Origin of the sequence: Neobacillus thermocopriae, from assembly GCF_010975035.1 — a bacterium.
Classification (GTDB): domain Bacteria; phylum Bacillota; class Bacilli; order Bacillales; family Cytobacillaceae; genus Neobacillus; species Neobacillus thermocopriae.
Map to the genome: position 1 here is coordinate 94,776 of NZ_JAAIUV010000004.1, position 15,323 is coordinate 110,098.

The following is a 15,323-nucleotide window of genomic DNA, read 5'->3' on the forward strand; positions in this document are numbered from 1 at the left end:
AGCGATATATAATTGCCGGTTACTTATTTTGATTGGAAATACTAGTAATCTAATTCTAGCTTCCTAATACTCTTTTAATCGATTCCATTACTCGATCGGCTTGGAAAGGTTTTACCACAAAATCTTTTGCCCCCGCTTGAATAGCTTCCAATACCATTGGCTGTTGTCCCATGGCTGAGCACATAATGATGTTTGCAGCTGGATCCATTGCTCTTATATTTTTAACAGCCGTTATTCCATCCATTTCAGGCATCGTAATGTCCATAGTTACAATATCAGGTTGAAGTTCACGATATTTTTCAACCGCATCCGCTCCATTAACAGCTTCACCGACAACTTCATACCCATTTTTAACTAAAATATCCTTTAACATCATTCTCATAAATGCAGCATCATCAACGATTAGTACACTAGCCATATTAATAGGCACTCCTTCCTTCATATCTGTGAAGTTTAATTTGTCATTTTTGAAAGTCGATCAATCGGATTAATAATATCTGTAATCCGTACGCCAAAGTTTTCTTCGATCACAACCACTTCCCCTTTGGCGACTAGCTTTTGGTTTGCAAGCACATCGACCGGTTCTCCAGCTAATTTATCGAGTTCAATCACAGAGCCTGGCCCCAATTCTAATATTTTGCGAATCGGCATTTCCGTCCGTCCTAATTCCACTGTAATGGTCAACGGAATATCATAAAGCAAATCGATATTTCCTATACCCGCACTTGGAGCTACTGGTTCTGTAAAAGCAGAAAATTCAACCTTCTGAACGTTCGCTTGTTGTGCAGTACTTTTGCTATGTGAAACAGAAGCAGCACTTGGTAGTTCAATATTTACCTTTTGATGCCCCGCTCCCCCATTTTGTAGGGTAGCATTTTGTACGGGAGATGATTCTTTTACAGTATTGGTAGGTGTTTCATTGCCTCCATTCAAAATTTGGTGAATCATTTCCTTCCCAAAAGACAGAGGAATAAACTGAATCATGTTAGAATCAATCAGGCTGCCAATCTTTAAACGAAAACGTACCTGAATAATGATATTGTCTTCAAGCTGATTCAATTTTTTCGGCGGAAAACCAAGTACATCTATGGTAGGTGGAGATATATCCACTTTTTTATGGAAGATGGTAGACATGGATGTAGCGGCTGAACCCATCATTTGATTCATGGCTTCTTGGACAGCACTTAAATGTAGTTCTGTTAGCTCTGGGTCCACCGTTGTCCCATCACCGCCCATCATAAGATTGGCAATAATTTTCGCATCTTCTTCTCTAATCATGAGAAGATTTTTCCCGCGAAGTCCACTTGTATAATCTACATGAACGGCTACACGTTTTTCTTGGATTTCCTCTTCAATATGCTCCCGCTCAATAACGGAAAGTGTCGGAGTTGTGATTTCTACCCGTTGATTCAATAAAGTGGAGAGAGCGGTGGTGGAACTTCCTAAAGCAATATTCCCAATCTCCCCTAATGCATCTATCTCAATTGGATTTAAGAAATCTTCGATCAACAAACTGCTTTTCTCTTTAAATTGATTGAACAGCGCATTGATCTCTTCTTGAGAGAGTACACCCTCATTCATCCTACTGTTCATCTCCCTCCGTTTGGATGATTTGTTCAATTTGGACTGCATAACGTCCCTTTTGAATCCCAGGATTCCCTAAGAATCTGGATGTTTTTCCTAATTTAATATGAATTTTATCCATATCAATTCCAATGACATCTCCAACCTGCAATTGCATTAACTCAGAAACAGGCAAGGTTGCCTGACCGAGCTCAGCTATCACAGGTACATGTACATGATCGAGATTTTGTTTTAATTTATCCTGCTGAGGGATATTTTTTTTTGTCATCGAAGTCAGCCATTGTTGTGTTGAAAGTTTCGGAAGTACTGGTTCAACAATGTGATGCGGAAGGCATATGGTCATCCTTCCGGTAATTTCACCAATTGTTGTCTTTAATGCGATGATAATCATCGTGTCATTTGGTGAAGCCAGCTGCAGGAACTGTGGATTTGATTCTATTACTTCCATTTTCAATTCAATACTTTCAATATTTTTCCACCCTTCTGGGTACAATTCAAATCCACGAGCAAAAACTTTTTGGATCAACACTGTTTCGATTTCTGTTAATGACCCGTCCCGGGTGGTAGGGTCACCATGTCCTCCCAATAGACGCTCAATTACCCCATAAGCTACTTGCGGGTTAATTTCCATGACCATTTTCCCATCCATTGGTTGAACATCAAAAACGGTCAAAATCGTTTTTGATGGAATGGAAGCAATAAATTCATTGTAGGTTACTTGGTCAACTAAATCGATTTCAATTTGAACAAGCGTTCTCAACTGGGCAGACAAATAGGATGTCAACAGCCTTGTAAAATTCTCATGAATACGCATGATGCTTCGCAATTGTTCTTTTGAGTAACGCATCGCACGTTTAAAATCATATACTTTCACTTTTTCCTTCGTCTCAGTCACATCGGCAGCTTGAATTTCTCCGCTATTTAATGCTGATAGAAGGGCATCGATTTCTTGCTGTGATAATACTTCTGCCAAATGGCATCCCCCTAACTCTTCCCTGAGTTACCGATTCTATTCGTCTATCAAACTATTATCGTTTTAAATTTACGATTTCCTCTAAAATCGAATCTGAGGTAGTAATGGTTCTTGAATTGGCTTGGAATCCACGTTGGGCGACGATCATTTCTGTAAATTCTTCTGTTAAATCTACATTCGACATTTCTAATACACCGGAATTGATTTGACCACCATTTATGTCCCGAATACGGCCGATTTCTGGTTCAGCTCCTACCGTATTCACTGCATTACCCGTTACTTCAAACATGGTATTACCAACCTTTTTTAATCCAGCTGGGTTCGGAACAATAGCGGTACCAAGAGAAATAATATTTGGAGAATCACCATTCTCTTCTAAATAGTAATCTGTACCATTAAATGCTAACTTACCGCTCTTTCCATCCTCATTTACAACATTAATATTTCCTTGTGTATCAATCGAATAAGAGACAAATTTTTTATCTGCGACAGTATCCTCATCTATTTTGATTCGAAGCTTTAAATATTCCCCTGGATTGTTAGTATCCTCGACCACACCTGTTACAAAGTAACCATTGGCATTGACTAAATAGCCATTCGCATCTCGTGTAAAATTCCCTGCTTTCGTTAAATAGGTTGGCATGTTTTCTAAATCGTAACCACCTATACCAGATGCTGGGGACAAAACAAAAAATGCATCTCCATCAATGGCTAAATCGGTTCCTACATTCGTGGTCATCGGGCTTCCTGGGGTATGAAGTGTATCAATGGAACCAATTTTTGTCCCTAGACCTATCTGCATGGGATTTATCCCACCAGTTTGGGCCGTTGGACTGGTTGCGCCGGATATATTTTGATTAAGAATATCTTGAAACAATACACGACTTTTCTTGAATCCAACCGTATTGACATTGGCTACGTTATTTCCGATGACGTCAAGTTTTGTTTGAAACCCTTTCATTCCTGAAACACCTGAGTATAATGACTTTAACATGTTGCTCCTCCTTATCCATTGTTACTAGTTTCTTCTATCTTTTGTCTAATCTCAGTTACCTTTTCGATAGCAATCTTTTCTTCCCCAACCAAATAAAAATAGTTTCCGTCCTGGACCGTTACTCCGATGACTTCACCACTTACAGGTGTAGTTGAACCATCCGGCATCCAAGTAATGATTTTCCCAATCGATGAGGAATATTGATTAATTTGATGATTGGCAAACTTTTCAAAGGCTTTATTCAAATTCGTCATTTGTTCTAATGAACTAAACGTTGCCATTTGAGCAATAAAATCTTTATCTTGTAATGGACTACCAGGGTCTTGATTGGCAAGCTGTGTCACTAAAATTCGAAGAAAATCGTCCTTTCCAAGACTATTTTTCTGTTCAGCTGGCTTCGTATGATTATATGTAGAATGATGATTCACTGTGGTAATATCTACCCAGCTGGTCATTTTATTTGACTCCTTTCTAAGCGGTGAAATCAATTGACGATATTGCTCTGCTAGGTCCGTAACCATAATTAGACATAGCGGTCTCGTAACTGATTTCTTGATCCACTTCCTGAAGTTTGTTGGATCCCCCTTGTGTTAGTTGATTCTTTCCTTTCTCCTGTTTGGAATGATTAAAGCTTCCATCGTGAGAAAAGGAGAAACCCCACTGGTTTATATCGGTAGATGCAGGAGTTTGGATAATTTCCATTTTTTGAATTTGAATTCCTTGCTGTTGCAATACTTGTTTTAGCTGCTGAAGCTGACCTTCCAGCGCTTCTTTTGCGGCAGCAGTTTCTGTGACAATATGAGCAGAAACTTTCCCTTCCTGGGTGGAAATAGTCACTTCCAACCGCCCCAAATGGTCAGGGGTTAAAAGAAAATGAGCCTCTGTCCTCCCAAATTGTCCGTGTTTAAGCTTACATTGACCAATCCAGCTTTCCATTTCCGGAACAAAATGCGCCAGTGACATTTTTGGCACCGGATTTTGATCGGATGGAACATAGTTGGTATCCATAACCGGTACCCTATTTCCTACTATAGAAAGACCGTTAATCGGGGAAAATACTTCATTTTTATCCAAACTTACACGAGACTTTTGGATAGATTGAACAGCCTTCCCGTTATCTTTCACTATTTGGTGAGATTTCATTATGCTTGTATTTAATCTATCTAATACAAGTTGCATTTGGTTAACGAAATCCTGTGATTTGTAGTTGTCTCTTCCATTTATTTGGTCTAGAAACTGATTGATTTTCTCGGTTAATTGCATCGTTTCTATTGCCTGTTGTGGACTGTTTTCAATAACTGTTTCAAACAACTGAACGATTCCAGTTCTCAAATCCCCGGTAAATGGTTGTAACCATGGCAGCCATTTGGGAGGCAATGGAACTTTCCTTTCATTAAATGACTGATTCACATTAAGATTTTCTGTATGTATACTGGTTGGCTGCTCTCTGTTAAGTTCTACTTCGGTTTTAGAGAATAAAGACATATCGATATTTTCCGTCTCTAGCTTGGCTTGCTGCATTTTATTTAGTTCCAAATTGTTTTTTAAGGACGAAGGAATTTCGTTGTTTTCCCTCTCTTCACCTATTGGTTGCAATTGGTTTAGTTCTACCTCAGTTTTTGTGTGTAGAGATATTTCTGTATCCTCCGTCTCTATTTTGGCTTGTTGATTTTGATTCAATTGGGCAAGCAAGTCCGATAACATTTCAACAAGCTGCCATAAATTTTCTTCTTGAGAACATTCTGAAACCGATTCTTTTGGTTCTGTACCATCTAATATTTCATTTTCTTGCAAAGGTAATTTCGTTTGATTGTCCCTTGCATCCAATGGTTGCAGCACATTCGTGAATATTGCCAAAATTCGATTAAATAGATCTCCTGTTTGTTGAAACCTTAATGATCCTTGAGAAGGATCAATATTTCGGGGATTTATTTGATTTATTTTGATAAGATTTTGAATCTCCAAACAGTAACCTCCCTTCTTTGGGAATGTCCCATTCAATTATTTCCATTTCATTATAATACAAAGTTGCATATTTCGACACGAGATTTTTTGATTCCTATGAATTCCATTCTATGTTTTTTGATCGTTTTTTATGTGGAACGTTTCTTTTCATTTTAAGGCTATATCACTGCCATGATTTGCTGAAACATTTTTGATAAGAGAAACTGACCATCCGCAAACCCAGCTTCTAGTACCGCTTTTGGCATTCCATATACGACACAGGATTCCTCTGCCTCAACAAATACTGTTCCACGATGTTTTTTCACCTGGCCACATCCTTCCATTCCATCCACTCCCATCCCTGTTAAGATTATGACCAATAGACGCTCAGCAAAAATAGGAGCAGCCGAAGTTAATGAAATATTAATGGAAGGTTTAAACATGGTTTTTTTCGCATCTTCCTGATGGTTAACGATAAATTGAACCGTTCCGTCCAATTTTTTTTCAAATTGAGTTTGGTATCCTGAAGGCGCAATATAGATGTTTCCAGGCAATATGGTCTCACCATTTTGAGCTTCTTTTACATGTAATTCACATATACTGTCAAACCTGTCTGCCAATGGTTTCGTAAAACCAGATGGCATGTGCTGGGCGACAACAATGGGAACAGGAAAATCCTTTGGAAAATAAGGCAGGATTGCTTTTAAAGCTGAAGGACCTCCAGTAGAACAGCCAATAAACACTAAATCAAAGGCAAGGCGTTTATTTTTACTTGCCCGCTGTATTTGCAGTTGATTGGAATCAAAAATTGTTGACGTTTTTGTTTCGATAACTCTTTTTTCGTACGAAACTTTCGGAAGTTTAGCTTCAATAATTTCTTTTAATCGGTTCAAAAACTCATTTATCTGACTATTTTCTGCTTGATTTTTTATAAGGGAGTCCTTTAGAAAGAAATCAACTGCTCCCAATTCCAATGCTTTTACTGTCTCTTTCGCCCCTTCTTTGGTGAAAGAGCTTAACATGACGATAGGCGTAGGGAAAGTTTTCATTATATGATCTAATGCCGCCAATCCGTTCATTTCAGGCATTTCAATATCCATTGTTACAAGATCTGGCTGAAGCCTCTCCACTTTTTCAATGGCATCCAATCCATTCCTTGCAATCCCCACAACCGTAAAGAGTGGATCATTTTCAAGTATTTGACAAATCGCTCTTCTCATAAAAGCCGAGTCATCAACGACTAATATACCGTACTTCTTCATGCTGTTTTAGTTCCTTTCGATAGTAAAAAGTCTTATCTGAATCTATCTTTTGAAACCCTAAGTCCAAATCCGTAATGGATTCAGCATGACCAAGGAACAAGTATCCGCCAGGCGTTAATTTTTGGTATAAATTGCGAATTACTTTTTTTGTTGTTTCTTGATCAAAATAGATTAAGACATTTCTACAAAATATGATATCCACTTCACCTATTGGGGCAAATCGGTCTGCTTCCAAAAGGTTTAAGTGGTGAAATTCAACCATATCCCTTATGTTTTTTATGATTTTATAACCGCCATCCTGTTCGACAAAATACTTCTTCATCAAGACTTTAGGTATTCTTCGGAAAGCAAAAGAGCTGTTGTGATACCAAGCATTTTTTGCTTTTTCTAATACCTTTTTATTAATATCTGTGCCAATGATTTGGACTGAACCAGGTGGGAATTTTTTTGTTTCTTGTATAAGCATGGCTAGTGTATAAGGTTCCTCTCCAGTCGAACATGCTGCACTCCAAATCCTTATCGGGCGGGTATGTATTTCCTCCTTCAGCTTAGGAAGCACGTTTGAACAACATTCGTTTAATTGATGCTCTTCCCGATAGAAATAGGTTTCGTTTATTGTTAATATCTCAATCAAATGATCCCATTCTAACGGTGACATTTTTAAGTATTTACCATATTCCCAATAGGTTAAATTTAATTCTTTCACTCTTTTTGATATCTTTTCTCTTAGTGTCATCAGACGGTCTGTATAATTTAAACCACAATATTGATAAATCATTCGACTTAATTCTACTAAACCATTTTCTATCATGAGCATCACCTTTTTTAGTCATATGAACAAATTTCTATTTATTATAATAAAAAATTTTTTTGATTGACTAGAATCGAAATAAATTATATATCAAAATATTAACAATAATCACTATCAAACTAAACAAAAAAAGAATATTGTCGAAAATAATAGTGTGTCATACAATTACTTTAGTAAAATCCAAACAGGTTAAAGGAGTTTATAATGTCTAGTCTTATTGGTATTTTGATTGCAATGCTTGTCGTGGGGATTGGGATGATTTTGAAAGGGGCTTCCTTAACGGCATTAGTGAATCCCGCAGCTTTATTAATTATCTTTGGTGGTACGATTGCCACGATTATTATTGCTTTTCCATTTAGTGAATTTAAGAAGTTACCTATTTTGTTCAAAATCGCACTATTTGAACCTAAACTCCCGAGCAAAACGGATCAAATTGCTAGTCTAGTGAATTGTGCAGAAATTGCGAAAAAAGAAGGAATTCTAGCATTGGAAGAAATCGCTTTAAACACAACAGACCCTTTTTATAAAAAAGGATTAGAATTAATTATCGACGGGTATGATATCGAATTCATTGAAGAAATTTTATTCGATGAATTAGAAGCCATTGATAGGCGCCATAAAACCGGAGCCTCCATTTTTACACAAGCTGGAACGTATGCCCCGACTTTAGGGGTACTTGGGGCAGTCGTTGGTCTCGTTGCCTCACTCGGAAATTTAGAAGATGTAAACGAAATTGGTCATTCCATTTCAGCAGCTTTTATTGCTACATTATTTGGTATTTTTTCCGGGTATGTACTTTGGCACCCTTTGGCAAACAAATTAAAACGGATTTCAAAAAGAGAGCAAGAATTGAAGCTTCTAACCATCGAAGGGTTGCTTGCTATTTATAAAGGAGTTTCCCCAAGTGCCTTGGAAAAGAAATTATCTGCCTCTCTTCCTCCAAAAGAACGGAAATATCTTGAAATGGTAATGGAGGATGAATCATGAGGAAAAAGCGGAGAAGATTTGATGATGAGCATGAAGAACATATTAATGAATCTTGGCTCATTCCATATGCGGACATTCTAACTTTATTATTGGCATTATTTATCGTTCTGTTTGCATCCAGTATTATTGACGCAGAGAAGTTTAGATCGATTATGGAATCCTTTAAGTCTGAGCTAACTGGTACAAAAATTGATCATACTACAAGTCTTTCTGTTCAGCTTCCAGCAGATAAAAAGCCTGTTGAGGAAAATTCGGAAGAAGCGAGGAAAGAACAGGCCGAACTTGATGAATTACTATCAAAATTAGAAAAGTTTATCACAGAAAACAATTTGCAGGCAGTTATTACTTTGCAAGATTCAAAAAGGGGTGTAGAAATCGCCTTAAAGGAAGTCATCTTATTTGATCAAGGGAAAGCCGATTTAAAGGAATCTTCCTACCCAACCTTAGATGTGTTAGTGAATTTAGCTAAAACTGTTTCAAACCCAATAAGTATTGAAGGCCATACAGATAATGTACCAATAAAAAATTCCAAATTTCCATCCAACTGGGAGCTCTCCTCGGCCAGAGCTGTTAGCGTCCTTCACTATTTTGCCTCTAAAGGCATTGCCCAAGACCGAATGCAGTTTGTGGGATATGGAGAATTCAAGCCACTCTATCCAAATGATACAGAAGAACATAAACAATCGAACCGTAGAGTTAATATTGTCATTTTAAGAGTAAATAAATCATCATGAAAGAAATGCTGACACTTAAAAGATCGTAATCTTAGAGTGTCAGCATTTTTGTCATTCTAATTCATCCTTTTCACCATTTGCACCTGTTCTGTTGTTTTTTGAAAACCGTTTGCCTGTAAATATTGAATGGCCGGATTCGATAGCGAGCTATTTATTGTCATAAATTCCACTTGATTGCCTACCTCACCTGAAATACTGAAAAGAATCATATCCATGATCTCCCTATGTATCTCGCAAAATAGCTCAAGCTGGTAGATAATCACTTTTTCTACTTTGCCTTCTTTACTCCAAATTCTTCTGTACAAACAATAACAAAGAATATTGTTCTCACTGTCATAATAAATTTGAGACTCACCAGCTTTCACACTTTGCCACTGACACTGCCATGGTACATTTTCATGATAAAACGGTTTTTGGGAAAGCTGTTCCGGGCGAATGGCTTTTACCTGAATGGATGTGTCCAGTTTAGTGGCAAATTCTCGAGTTCCATTTAATAAAACAAGGGAATCGACTATTTCATAACCAAAACGTTTGTATAAACGAATAGCTCTTTCATTTTCTTTAATGGCTTCCAAGCTGGCGACTTCGATCCCCTCTTTTTCATAGATCTTAAGGACCTCTTCCATTAATAGCCTTGAAACCCCTTTTCCTCGGTATTCCGGTGCAACCCCAGTTCCTCCGTTCCATGCCATCTTCTTTCCGTTTAATGTTCGGATCCCATTCACAAGAATAGCGACAGGCTCCTCTCCATGAAATGCCACAAAGGAAAGATTCATGGATAATCCTTCATTGACCATTCGATGAAAAAAAGTATCAGGAGTCATTTCGATTTTAATGTAATAGCCTTCAAAACCGCGGTTCCATGCCTTTATAATGTCTTCTATTCTACACTCCGTTAATTTTTTAAAATTTATCTCCATCTATACTCCCCCTTAATATGAACGGATCATCTCTCTTTTATTAATAATGCAAATAATTTGAATATTATTTCGAAATAAAAAAAATAAAAGTTTGAAATTCATTTATACTGTTCAAAAGTGTTTATTTTTTCTTCTTATAACAAAAGATAAAACAGATATTCTTTTTGAATATCATCGTTTCAAAATCCTAAGATGAGGTGATTGGATGAGCTACAGAGATGGAATTGACGCACAGTCAGCGAAGTTTCTTCATACCTGGACAAGACCAAAACATCAAAAGTCGCAGGTTAACGGTCAAACTCGAGGCACAGTATCCTCCATCATCTTAAGGACTAATGCTAAGGCCCACCGCTGGTAAGGGATTAGCATAGAAACGATTAGCGGAAGTATCCTTTTTACTTCCAAAAATGTAAGAAAAACCTTTTCTTGATCATGTTGATCAGGAAGAGGTTTTTCTCCTTGTATAGGATTTTTCTTATTGATGAAAAGAATAGGATCAATTAACATTAAAGACAAGTTTATTTATTTTTCCTTTAGGAGAGAGCCTATGTATCAAGATTACCAAATTAGAGACGCAAAACTGGATGATTTACCAGCCATTATCGAGATTTATAATTCCACCATTGCAAGTAGAATGGTGACAGCGGATACAGAACCGGTTAGTGTGAAAGATCGACTTCAATGGTTCCATGAACACTCACCAACATTTCGCCCACTTTGGGTTGTAGAGGAACATGGAACAATCTGTGGATGGCTAAGTTTTCAATCGTTTTATGGGAGACCTGCCTATCAGGCTACAGCTGAAATCAGCATTTATATCCATCCGGATTATCGAGGAAAACGATTAGGCAAATATCTTCTCCAAAAAGCAATAGATGACTGTCCAAAATTACATATAAAAACCTTACTTGGATTTATTTTTGCCCATAATGAACCTAGTTTAAAGTTATTTTACAGCCATGGTTTTGAGAAATGGGCTCATCTGCCGAAAGTGGCAGAGTTGGACCGTGTAGAAAGAGATTTACTGATCCTTGGAAAAAGAATAGGATAAATACCATTATTTTTGTAGATCCTCCTCTCAACAGTTAGAGACGAGGATTTGATACAATTAATTGCCCTGATTGCCCTGATTCCCCTGCTCGCCAGATGGCGAGCTTCCCTTCTTATTATATCGAATAAAAGCAATAATAAGTAGAATAATGGGCAAAATAATTTGCATTGGCCAATGAATAAAGTAAGGAGCATATTTCAAACCTTCCACAACATGTTCGGAATAACTTTCCGCAATCGTTAAAGATGCTATTAAAATTAATAATCCGATTGGATAAGTAATAATCCTTTGATTTTTTAATTGAAAAAGATCCGCACTCCCCGCAACTGCAGCATAATAAAAAATCGTCACTTTGAAAAACCCGGCAATCACTAGATAAATCATAAAAAAAACATCTAGCCGTTCAATAAATTCAGCTATTTCAATCCTCCCAATTGTATTTAAAAGAGGAAAGGAGGAACGTGACAATGGTATTACACCAAGAACAGAAATATTGATGATGACTGTAATGGTTATATTGATGCCTGCTAATATCATCCCACCCAAACAGGCCCACTTTGCTTTTTTCTGATCATTAACAAATGGGAGCAACATCGTACAAACAATCATTTCACCGAATGGAAACGTTAATGTTTGTCCAATAACCGCTTTAAAAATAGGCTTCCAACCATTTTCATAAATGGGCAAAAGGTTTCCCCAATGAATCTCTCCTGAAGAAATAATTAAAATAAATCCCACAATCGCCAAAAGATATATAACCATGATATAAAACTGTCCAACTCTGGCAATGACTTCAATCCCCTTATGGATCGCATAAAAAATTGTTAACATCATTAGTGTATTAATGACAAAAAGGGGGGTAGTCGTATAGATAGCTGAAACTAGCAGGGCTCCAAAATCGCGCAACACCCTGGCAGCGATGTACAAAAAATAAATAATATAGAGGAATCCTATGATCTTCCCAATCCATTTTCCCATGATTTTTTGAGCATAGCTAGTAAGAGGGAGGTCCGGGAAAAATTTATATAGACGGTAATAAATCAGAAAGAGGAGAATTCCTCCCAATAGACCTAATAAAATGGCTATCCAAGCATCTTGCTTCGCCTCGCCTCCTAAATTAAACAGAATGGCGCTCCCCATTTCAAATAAAACAATTAAAACAAATAATTGAGATCCATTGATTTTTGCATTCTCCATTTTCTGCTGCCCTCCCACTTTCAATTGATGTCAACTTCATTTTTTTAAATCTACCCAAAATGGGTTTGTCCGAACCCCTCCACGTCGTACATATACATCTACGTTAACTGATACATCTGATTCAGCAAAATGTTCATTCCAATTTCCTTTTAATTCTTTCCAAAGTTTTGGATTTTTACGATGAACCTTTTCTCCGAAACCAAAAATATCACTTTTTAGTTTTTGTGCTTCATGAACAGTTCTAAGGATATCATTTTTGATAAATTCTTCCGCGATTCCCCCAATTTTCGTCAGTTCATTTGGATCTTCCAGATCGATGGGCGCATTTGCCTCACTGATCCATCCTTCCGTTTTTATTGATACTTGAAAGATTGGTTTTTTGTTCATAAAGCGGACGGAGGTAGAAGTTCTTGACCTTAGTGGCACAAAATTAATCACATTTTTTTTCCCTTCCCAATCCAAATTTAGTTCCGTATTTTTCAACTTGCCCAAGACCCAGGTCGCCCCTCGAGCTTTATTGCCTTCCAGCCATCCTACTAATTTCCCTTGTCTGAAAACAGCTAATCCGTTAGCCATAATGATGGCTGAAACCTTAGAATTTTCAATGCTTTTTGGGGTCCCAATTAAATTCTTCTTCCCTATAACGATATAACCAGTTGCAATTGACTCTCTTTCAGGACTGACTACTCCATCCAAAAAATTATCAATATCAATTTTTATATCTTTTCCTAATACCTTTTCACTAATTTGAATCTGCTTTGTTATTTTGTTAACCGGCATTTGTTCTGTTATTGATAACGCGGACAAAATATCTTCTGCTTTGGCTTTTTGAGCAATGACGATTTGGGATGTTCTTCTAAAATCCGGATCTCTTGTTAAGGCATCAAAAAACCCCAGTAATAAATTTTTATCTTTGGCAACTTTATCACTCACCACAACCAAATTTGTATGGGCATAATATAATTGCCTTCCTACTATTTTATGAACATTTCTGGATGCTTCTGTTAACGTATCCCCAGGAGATTTCACGACAGTAATGGGTGGTCCTTGAGATACGTTTCCTCCTTCCCCAGAAGTAACGTTTCTTGGAAGGATGATCTGAAATGAAACATCATATTTTTTATTTTTTCCTTTATCAATACCCAAGCCCATGATAAAGGCCAAATTTGTCATTTCATTTTGATCCCAGCAAGAGCTGAGAACAGGGGTCAACAGGAAGATGATTAATGTAGTCAGTATTTTTTTCTTCATCCTTGATCCCCCTTATTCGTTTGATCTTGACCTTGTGAAGGTGGTCCAGGTTTTTGGTTCTCCCCGGTGCGGGCTAAATTACCCTTACTAATAAATTTAGGCCGATTTTTCATCGCCCAAATAGGAAAACGAATAAATACATCTTGTTGACCACGAAGACTAAATGGAGCTAATGGCATCATGTAAGGAATGCCAAAAGACCTTAATGAACATAAATGAATCATTATAAAAGTGATTCCTAATAAAAGTCCATAAAATCCCAAAATCGAGGCAAGAATCATAAGTATAAATCGCAATAATCTTGCGGAAATTGCCATTGAAAAAACAGGCGTTGAGAAATTAGCAATAGCCGTAATGGATACAACAATTACCATCACAGGTGATACAAACCCTGCCTGAACCGCAGCCTGTCCAATAACAAGTGCACCTACGATTGATACAGCCTGTCCAACCGCCCTTGGGAGACGAAGTCCTGCTTCCCTCAATATTTCGAACGTAACTTCCATGATAAAAGCCTCGACAAATGCCGGAAAGGGAACCGCTTCTCGTTGGGCGGCAATGGCAATAAGAAGAGTAGTTGGTATCATCTCTTGATGGAACGTCGTTGCTGCAATATATAGGGAAGGGCCGATGAATGCAATAAAAAATGACAAAATACGTAAAAGGCGAATGGCTGTAGATATATCAAATCGGGAATAGTAATCATCAGGCGACTGAAAAAATTGAATAAATAACGCAGGGACAGTAACTACAAATGGAGAACTATCCACTAATATCGCCACTCTTCCTTCGAGCAGTTGAGAGGCAACGATATCCGGTCGTTCAGAATGATACGTAGTGGGGAAATTGGTCCAAGTTTGATCTTCAATTAACTGTTCAATATAACCTGAGGAAAGAACAGAATCAATATCAATCCGTTTTAGTCTCTCCTTGACTTCTTTTACAATTTTCTCATTGGCTATTCCCTTTATATACATGATTCCAATATCTGTTTGTGTTACCGTCCCAATTTTCATTGGCTCAAGCCATAAATTAGGACTTTTTATCCGCCGACGTATTAAGGCTGTATTCGTGCGTATGGTTTCGGTAAATGAATCCCTTGGCCCCCGAATGGAAAGTTGGGAGGTTGGTTCAGTGATTGCCCTCTTTTCCCACCCTTTTGTTTCTACATCAATGGCACGATTATAACCATCTAAAAAAAACAATGTATTTCCTGACAGAAATGAATCAAACACTTCATTCCAATTTGTAATGGTTTGAATATTACCAAGACCGATCGTTTTACGCATTAGAACTTCAAACAAATTTTGATTACTATCTACCTTACTATCTGAAATACTCTCTAAAAAAAAATCACTGATCATTTGGTTATCCGCCAAACCATCAATATAAATGGCTGTTCCTCTCAGTGAGCCGAGCTTAAAATCACGGAATACCAAATCTGAACTATTTCCTAATTCCCCTTTAATACGGAATATATTCTCATCTATGTTCCTTAAAATAACTTGATTTTCAGGTTTCTGCCGATCTAGTTCTTGACGGTAATTATCATTTTGCCTTTTTTTATTCTTGTTTTTTCGCCAATTTGATAAAATAGACACCACTTCCTCCTCAC

General features: G+C 37.4%; 16 protein-coding genes. 4 read left to right on the plus strand and 12 right to left on the minus strand.

The genetic code is table 11. The annotated features are described in order from the left end of the window. Window positions 1-55 precede the first annotated feature (55 nt). The 8 genes from G4Z05_RS04125 to G4Z05_RS04160 all read right to left on the minus strand — a co-directional run bounded on the left by G4Z05_RS04125 (window position 56) and on the right by G4Z05_RS04160 (window position 7,568). Window positions 56-418, minus strand: coding sequence for a response regulator (locus G4Z05_RS04125; RefSeq protein ID WP_038534939.1), 363 nt, complete (start codon window positions 416-418; stop codon window positions 56-58). 35 nt (window positions 419-453) lie between these two features. Further along, window positions 454-1,581: a flagellar motor switch phosphatase FliY gene (gene fliY / locus G4Z05_RS04130; protein WP_163250594.1), complete on the minus strand. Its 1,128-nt coding sequence runs from the start codon at window positions 1,579-1,581 to the stop codon at window positions 454-456. Between the two features lies 1 nt (window position 1,582). Beyond that, complete coding sequence (gene fliM, locus G4Z05_RS04135; protein ID WP_163250595.1) at window positions 1,583-2,557, minus strand: flagellar motor switch protein FliM; 975 nt, start codon at window positions 2,555-2,557, stop codon at window positions 1,583-1,585. Window positions 2,558-2,612: 55 nt separating this feature from the next. Further along, on the minus strand, window positions 2,613-3,551 hold the full coding sequence (locus G4Z05_RS04140; RefSeq protein WP_163250596.1) for a flagellar hook-basal body complex protein: 939 nt from the start codon (window positions 3,549-3,551) through the stop codon (window positions 2,613-2,615). A gap of 11 nt (window positions 3,552-3,562) precedes the next feature. Continuing rightward, on the minus strand, window positions 3,563-4,006 hold the full coding sequence (gene flgD, locus G4Z05_RS04145) for a flagellar hook assembly protein FlgD (RefSeq protein WP_163250597.1): 444 nt from the start codon (window positions 4,004-4,006) through the stop codon (window positions 3,563-3,565). Window positions 4,007-4,022: 16 nt separating this feature from the next. Next, entirely contained in the window at window positions 4,023-5,516 is a 1,494-nt protein-coding gene (locus G4Z05_RS04150; protein WP_163250598.1) for a flagellar hook-length control protein FliK, read from the minus strand. Between the two features lie 158 nt (window positions 5,517-5,674). Beyond that, window positions 5,675-6,757: a protein-glutamate methylesterase/protein-glutamine glutaminase gene (locus tag G4Z05_RS04155; RefSeq protein WP_038534932.1), complete on the minus strand. Its 1,083-nt coding sequence runs from the start codon at window positions 6,755-6,757 to the stop codon at window positions 5,675-5,677. Further along, window positions 6,729-7,568, minus strand: coding sequence for a CheR family methyltransferase (locus tag G4Z05_RS04160; RefSeq protein ID WP_163250599.1), 840 nt, complete (start codon window positions 7,566-7,568; stop codon window positions 6,729-6,731). Before G4Z05_RS04160 ends, G4Z05_RS04155 begins: the two co-directional genes overlap by 29 nt. Window positions 7,569-7,772: 204 nt before the next feature. Between G4Z05_RS04160 and motA the strand changes: the two genes are divergently transcribed. Continuing rightward, entirely contained in the window at window positions 7,773-8,555 is a 783-nt protein-coding gene (motA, locus tag G4Z05_RS04165) for a flagellar motor stator protein MotA (RefSeq protein ID WP_163250600.1), read from the plus strand. Next, the gene (locus G4Z05_RS04170) at window positions 8,552-9,289 is read left to right on the plus strand and encodes an OmpA family protein (protein WP_163250601.1); all 738 of its coding nucleotides are present in this window, start codon (window positions 8,552-8,554) and stop codon (window positions 9,287-9,289) included. The genes motA and G4Z05_RS04170 overlap by 4 nt, the downstream gene beginning before the upstream one ends. A 56-nt stretch (window positions 9,290-9,345) precedes the next feature. Here the strand turns inward: G4Z05_RS04170 and G4Z05_RS04175 are convergent, their stop codons facing one another. Continuing rightward, on the minus strand, window positions 9,346-10,209 hold the full coding sequence (locus tag G4Z05_RS04175) for a GNAT family N-acetyltransferase (RefSeq protein WP_163250602.1): 864 nt from the start codon (window positions 10,207-10,209) through the stop codon (window positions 9,346-9,348). Window positions 10,210-10,414: 205 nt separating this feature from the next. On the opposite strand from G4Z05_RS04175, the gene G4Z05_RS04180 reads away from it, so the two are divergent. Next, window positions 10,415-10,567, plus strand: coding sequence for a YpzG family protein (locus tag G4Z05_RS04180; protein ID WP_081905006.1), 153 nt, complete (start codon window positions 10,415-10,417; stop codon window positions 10,565-10,567). A 189-nt stretch (window positions 10,568-10,756) separates the two neighbouring features. Then, window positions 10,757-11,260 (plus strand): GNAT family N-acetyltransferase, encoded by a 504-nt coding sequence (locus G4Z05_RS04185; protein WP_163250603.1) that lies wholly within the window; start codon window positions 10,757-10,759, stop codon window positions 11,258-11,260. Window positions 11,261-11,317: 57 nt separating this feature from the next. Here the strand turns inward: G4Z05_RS04185 and G4Z05_RS04190 are convergent, their stop codons facing one another. The 3 genes from G4Z05_RS04190 to G4Z05_RS04200 are packed head-to-tail and all read right to left on the minus strand — an operon-like array spanning window position 11,318 to window position 15,303. Continuing rightward, window positions 11,318-12,457 carry a GerAB/ArcD/ProY family transporter gene (locus G4Z05_RS04190; RefSeq protein WP_163250604.1) on the minus strand — a complete coding sequence of 380 codons (1,140 nt, stop codon included), beginning with the start codon at window positions 12,455-12,457 and terminating at the stop codon, window positions 11,318-11,320. Between the two features lie 36 nt (window positions 12,458-12,493). Beyond that, window positions 12,494-13,708, minus strand: a complete 1,215-nt coding sequence (locus G4Z05_RS04195) for a Ger(x)C family spore germination protein (RefSeq protein ID WP_163250605.1) — start codon at window positions 13,706-13,708, stop codon at window positions 12,494-12,496. Further along, window positions 13,705-15,303 carry a spore germination protein gene (locus tag G4Z05_RS04200; RefSeq protein WP_420872900.1) on the minus strand — a complete coding sequence of 533 codons (1,599 nt, stop codon included), beginning with the start codon at window positions 15,301-15,303 and terminating at the stop codon, window positions 13,705-13,707. Before G4Z05_RS04200 ends, G4Z05_RS04195 begins: the two co-directional genes overlap by 4 nt. Window positions 15,304-15,323 lie beyond the last annotated feature (20 nt).